3 protein-coding genes are annotated in these 5,661 nt (G+C 71.2%); all 3 read right to left on the bottom strand.

Annotation, left to right across the window (positions count from 1 at the left end; genetic code table 11):
* Positions 1-111: 111 nt before the first annotated feature.
* The 3 genes from betT to IE172_RS21005 all read right to left on the bottom strand — a co-directional run bounded on the left by betT (position 112) and on the right by IE172_RS21005 (position 5,455).
* Positions 112-2,238 (bottom strand): choline BCCT transporter BetT, encoded by a 2,127-nt coding sequence (gene betT / locus IE172_RS21015; RefSeq protein WP_306432800.1) that lies wholly within the window; start codon positions 2,236-2,238, stop codon positions 112-114.
* 119 nt (positions 2,239-2,357) lie between these two features.
* Positions 2,358-3,917: a GMC family oxidoreductase gene (locus IE172_RS21010; protein WP_190098788.1), complete on the bottom strand. Its 1,560-nt coding sequence runs from the start codon at positions 3,915-3,917 to the stop codon at positions 2,358-2,360.
* Positions 3,918-3,988: 71 nt separating this feature from the next.
* Positions 3,989-5,455 (bottom strand): aldehyde dehydrogenase family protein, encoded by a 1,467-nt coding sequence (locus IE172_RS21005; RefSeq protein WP_190098787.1) that lies wholly within the window; start codon positions 5,453-5,455, stop codon positions 3,989-3,991.
* Between the last annotated feature and the right edge of the window lie 206 nt (positions 5,456-5,661).

Genomic DNA, 5,661 nt, shown 5'->3' with positions numbered 1-5,661 from the left:
TCGACAGGGGGCAACAGCCATGCCGGGCCCGGAGGCCAGCGGCCCTCTTGCAGGACCGCAAAAAACATAACGGGGGGAAGTGCTGTCGCTGTCCGGCCGCGCGCTCCCGGTCTACGCCTCCGGCAGGTGTGCGCCGGGCTCGTCCGGGCGGTGGTGGGGCAGGCTGGAGCGGGAGGTCGCCTCGTCGCGCACCCGGAGGTACTCCAGGTGCCGCTCGTACTGGTCGAGGCTGTCGGCGATGAGCTGGTCCTTGGTGTAGCCCATCACGTCGTAGTCCTGGTTGCCCTCGGCGAGCCGGACCTCGAAGCGTACGTAGGAGTCGTGCCTGCTGACCGATCGGGTGGCGAACTCGGGGGTCGGCATCTCGACGGGCCAGACCTCGTAGAGGAATTCGTCGCCCGTGCCGATCGGCACGCGCAGACCGACGTGCGGGAGGCCGTTCTCCTCCGCGGTGCCTTCCAGGACCTCCGCGGCCGCGCCCGCCTCCCGCAGTTCTCCCACGACCTCCTGGAAGGCGGGGCGGCACACCTGGTCGACGAAGCGCGCTGCCGCCCGCCTGCCGGGGTACGCCATCGTCCGGGCCAGGCGGTGCTGCCAGGTCGGTGCTCCCGGCAGACCGTGGTGGGCGATGCGTCCGGAGAGCGATCCGGGCAGTGTGGTGATCCTCGCCTCCGCCTTCATCCGTTCGGTGCGCAGCGCCAGGAAGAGCCCGGCCATGATCAGGAACATCACGAAGGAGAACGGGAGCCCCATGATGATGGTGGCGTTGGTGAGCGCCTGCACACCGCCCACGATGAGCATGGCGAGGGTGAGCAGTCCCGTCGCCACCGCCCAGAAGATGCGCAGCCAGGTGGGCGCGTCGGTCACCGGGGTGGGCAGGTCGGCGCTGAGGTTGCCCATGACCAGGGCCCCGGAGTCCGCGGAGGTGACGTAGAGGAGCAGCCCGACGAAGGTGGCGAGTCCGGCGCTGAAGAGGAATCCCGGGTAGTGCTCGAGCAGGTTGTAGAAGCCCTGTTCGGGGACGTTCATGGCGGTCTCGCCGAACTCGGTGTCCCCGTCGCGCACCAGCAGCAGGGCGCTGTTGCCGAAGATCGCCAGGAAGAGACCGGTGAAGAGGAACGGGATGACGAGCGTCGCCGCGATGAACTCGCGCAGGGTGCGGCCGCGGGAGATGCGGGCCAGGAAGAGCCCGACGAACGGCGCCCAGGCGATCCACCAGGCCCAGAAGAACAGCGTCCAGGCGTCCAGCCACTCGGTGGGCTGGTCGTAGGCGAAGGTGTTCAGGGTCATCGAGGGGAAGCGGCTGACGTAGTCCCCGACGTTCTGGACGACGGCGTTGAGCACGCGGAACGGTTCACCGACGACCAGGATGTAGAACATCAGCAGGGCGGCGAGGAGGATGTTGAGCTGGGACAGCCTGCGGATGCCCTTGTCCACGCCGGACGCGGCGGAGAAGGTGGCCATCGCCACCGCGACGACGATCAGGGCGATCTGCGCGGTGAGCCCCTCCGGCACGCCGAAGAGGACCTTCAGGCCGTAGTTCAGCTGCACCACGCCGATGCCGAGCGTCACGCCGATGCCGAACACGGTGCCGATGATGGCCGCCAGGTCGACGGTGTCGCCGATCCGTCCGTGGATGCGGCGGCCGATGATCGGGTAGAGCGCGGACCGGATCGCGAGCGGCAGCCGGTACCGGAAGGAGAAGTAGCCGAGGGCCATGCCCATCAGGGCGTACATGCCCCAGCCGGTGATGCCGTAGTGGAACAGGGTCCACACGACGGCCTGGCGTGCGGCTTCGAGCGTCTCGGGGTCGCCCTGGGGCGGGGCGAGGTAGTGGCTGACGGGCCCCGAGACGGAGAAGAACATCAGGTCGATGCCGATGCCCGCCGCGAACAGCATCGCGCCCCAGGTGAAGACTCCGTAGTCGGGTTTCGAGTGCTTGGGGCCGAGCTTGACCGTGCCGTACTTGGACAGGGCGATGAACACGACGAACAGCAGGTACAGGGTGGCGGCGACGAAGTAGTACCAGCCGAACCAGCTGGAGATCTTGCCGACGGCCACTCCGATGACGTTCTCCGCCCCGTCCGGGGTGATGATCGCCCAGATCGAGATCGCGAGGACGAGGAGGGCGGCCCCGAAAAAGACGACGGGTTTGAGCCGGACCCGGCCGGTCGCCTCGTCCTCCGCGGTGATGTCCTCCGGCGCCAAGCCGGGGTCCTTGTCTCCTGCGGTCGACACAGTCGTGTTCCTCCTTGGCCGAGGCCGGCTGTCGTCCGCCGGAGCCGGTGGTGCTGTCGAGGCGCCCGGCCGGCGCCTCTGTCCGCCGTGCTGCGGAGGGCGGGCCGGTCGCCGGGCGGCTATCGGCCGGCGGGTCCGGAGCGGCCGGTGATCAGGTCGGCGGCGCGTTCGGCGGCGAGCAGGACGGTCACCATGGGGTTGATGGTGGGCATGGTCGGGAAGATCGAGGCGTCGACGATGCGCACGCCGTCCGCGCCGCGCAGTCTCAGTTCGGGGTCGCAGACGGCCATGGGGTCGTCCGCGGCGCCCATGCGGCAGGTGCCGGCCGGGTGGTAGACGGTGTGGGCGACGCGGCGCCCGTACTCCGACAGGTCGGCGTCGGAGGTGACGTCCGGGCCGGGCGCGACCTCGCGCAGCAGCCAGCCGCGCAGCGGGTCGGTGGCGGCGATCTCCCGGGCCACCTTGAGCCCTTCGACGACGGTGCGCTCGTCGTGGCCCTCGGGGTCGGTGAAGTACCGGAAGTCCAGGGCGGGATGCTCGGCCGGGTTGGAACTGCGCAGCCACATGCGGCCGGTGGAGCGGGCCCGGGGCACGTTCGGCGTCATGCACACCCCGTGCTCCGGGACGGGGTAGCCCAGACGTTCGGTGTTGACGGTGAACGGCACCTGGTAGAAGTGGAACATCAGGTCCGGGCGCGGCTGTCCCTTCTCCCTGCGCAGGAACAGGCCCGCGTCGGAGTCCATCGCGGAGTTGGGCGGCAGCGGGCCGTCGGTCTCCCAGACCATCACGGACTCGGGGTGGTCCAGCAGGTTCTGCCCCACGCCGGGCAGGTCGAGGTGGACCTCGATGCCGACGCGGCGCAGGTCCTCGGCCGGTCCGATGCCGGACAGCATCAGCAGGCGCGGGGTGTCGATCGCCCCGGCGCACAGCAGGAGTTCGCGTTCGGCGCGTACGGTGGCGGGCTCGCCGTCGGCGCCCCGGACGGCGACCCGGGTCAGTCTGCCCGACTCGTCGGTGAGCAGCCGGTGGGCCCAGGTCTCCAGGAGCAGCGTGAGGTTGGGGCGGTCCAGGACGGGGTGGAGGTAGGCGACGGAGGCGGAGGAGCGCAGGTTGCCCTCCGGTTCGTAGGCGAGGGAGAAGAAGCCGGTGCCGTCGGCGAAGGGTTCGGCGTTGAAGTCGTCGACGACGGGGACGCCGGTGGCGCGGGAGGCGGCGGTGACGAAGTCCTTGGCGATGGGGTTGCGGTCGGCCTCCGCCACCGGGACGATCTTGGTCTGGAGCCGGTCGCGGTAGGGCAGGATCGTCGCCGGGTCCCAGCCGTCGCAGCCGTGGGCCACCCAGTCGTCGAGGTCCTGCGGCAGCGGCAGGAAGCTGATCAGCGTGTTGTGGGAGGAGCAGCCGCCGAGCACGCGGGCCCGCGAGTGCAGGATGTGGGAGTTGCCGCGCGGCTGTTCGACGGTGGTGTAGCCGTAGTCGAACTCGCTGCCGAGCAGGTTGATCCAGTTGCGCAGGCGCAGGATCCGCTCGTCACCGACGTCGCTGGGTCCGCCCTCGATGACGCAGACCCGGACGTCGGGGTCCTCGCTCAGCCGGGCGGCGAGGACGCAGCCTGCCGTGCCGCCGCCGACGATGACGTAGTCGTAGGAGGACTCGGCGCCGTGCGGGGTCGTGGGGGCCATGGGGGTGCCTTTCTTCGAGGCCGTCGATCCGTCGGGCCCTCGGGCCGTCAGGGGTGGCGTGCCGCTGGTGCTCAGCCCTTGAACCAGCCGGACGGCCCCGGGGCGAGGTTCTGGTAGATGTGCTTCGCTTCCTGGTATTCGCGCAGGCCGGTGGGGCCCAGCTCGCGGCCGACGCCGGAGCGGCCGAAGCCGCCCCACTCGGCCTGCGGTACGTAGGGGTGGAAGTCGTTGATCCACACGGTGCCGTGCCGCAGCCGCTGGGCGACGCGCTGGGCGCGGCCGGCGTCGGAGGTCCACACGCCGCCGGCCAGGCCGTAGCGGGTGTCGTTGGCCAGTTCCACGGCCTCGTCCTCGGTGCGGAACCGTTCGACGGTGACCACCGGTCCGAAGACCTCGTCCTGCACGATGCTCATGGACTTGTCGCAGTCGGCGAAGATCGTCGGCAGCAGGAAGAAGCCGCGGCTCAGTGCGGGGTCGTCGGGGCGGGTGCCGCCGGTGACGAGCCGGGCGCCCTCCTCTCGGGCGGCGGCGATGTGGCGTTCGACCTTGTCGCGGTGCTCGGCGGAGCTGAGCGGGCCGCTCTCGGTGCCCTCGTCCATGCCGTTGCCGAGGCGGATCGCCCTGGCCCGTTCGGCGAGGGCGTCGACGAAGCGGTCGTGCAGGGAGTCCTGGACGAGCAGGCGCGACCCGGCGGAGCAGACCTGCCCGGCGTGCAGGAAGGCGGCGTCGAGCCCGTAGTCGACGGCGGCGTCGAAGTCGGCGTCCTCGAAGACGATGTTGGGGTTCTTGCCGCCCAGTTCCAGGGCGATGTTCTTCGGCCCCTCGGCGGCGGCGGCCATGATGGCGCGTCCGGTGGCGAGGCCGCCGGTGAAGGACACCAGGTCGACCTCGGGGTGGGCGGTCATGGCGGCGCCGACGGTCGCTCCGGAGCCGAGCACCAGGTTGGCGACGCCGCGGGGGGCGCCCGCCTCCTCGATCAGGCGGATCATGGCGATGGTGGTGAGCGGGGTGGTCTCGCTCGGTTTGAGGACGAAGGTGTTGCCCGCGGCGAGCGCCGGCGCGACCTTCCACGAGGCCTGGAGCAGCGGGTAGTTCCAGGGCGCGATGAGGGCGCACACGCCGACGGGCTGGTAGACGACGCGGCTGAGGACGTCCGGGCCGACGTCCACGACCCGGCCGCCGTCCTTGCCGGCGAGTTCGCCGAAGTAGCGGAAGGCGTTCGCCACGTCCTCCACGTCGAAGCGGGCTTCCGCCAGTGTCTTGCCGGTGTCGAGGGTCTCGGTGCGGGCGATCTCGTCGATGTCGCGCAGCAGCAGGTCGCGGACGCGCAGCAGGACGTCGGCGCGGCGGCGGGTGGGGGCGTTCGCCCACTCCTCCTCGACGAAGGCACGCCGGGCGGCGCGCACCGCGCGGTCCACGTCCGTGGCGTCCGCCTCGTCGACGGTGGTGACGACGGAGGCGTCGTAGGGGTTGATCACGTCCCGGCGTCCGCCGGCCGCCGCGTTCGTCCACTCGCCGTCGATGTACAGCTCGCCCATCCCGGGCCTCCTTCGCATCCGACCGGTACCGATCGGTCCGCCGGTCGGCATCAGGGCCCATCGTGCGGCCGTCAGCGGCGGGGCGCATGGTCACCGTCGCGACCGGGTGGCGGGGTGGTCCGGGCGGGTTAACGGGCGGGGGACGGGTCGACGGGCGGGACGGGGCGGGGCGACGGTCAGGGTGGTCCGGTGGGGTGGTGGGCGGG

Source organism: Streptomyces griseoflavus, assembly GCF_014649995.1.
GTDB classification, from domain to species: Bacteria; Actinomycetota; Actinomycetes; order Streptomycetales; family Streptomycetaceae; genus Streptomyces; species Streptomyces griseoflavus.
This window is presented reverse-complemented; position numbering and strand designations above follow the sequence as displayed.

Coding starts and splice junctions, on each gene's coding strand:
- IE172_RS21005 (WP_190098787.1), bottom strand. CDS start 5,455: ATGGGCGAGCTGTACATCGACGGCGAGTGGACGAACGCGGCGGCCGGC.
- IE172_RS21010 (WP_190098788.1), bottom strand. CDS start 3,917: ATGGCCCCCACGACCCCGCACGGCGCCGAGTCCTCCTACGACTACGTC.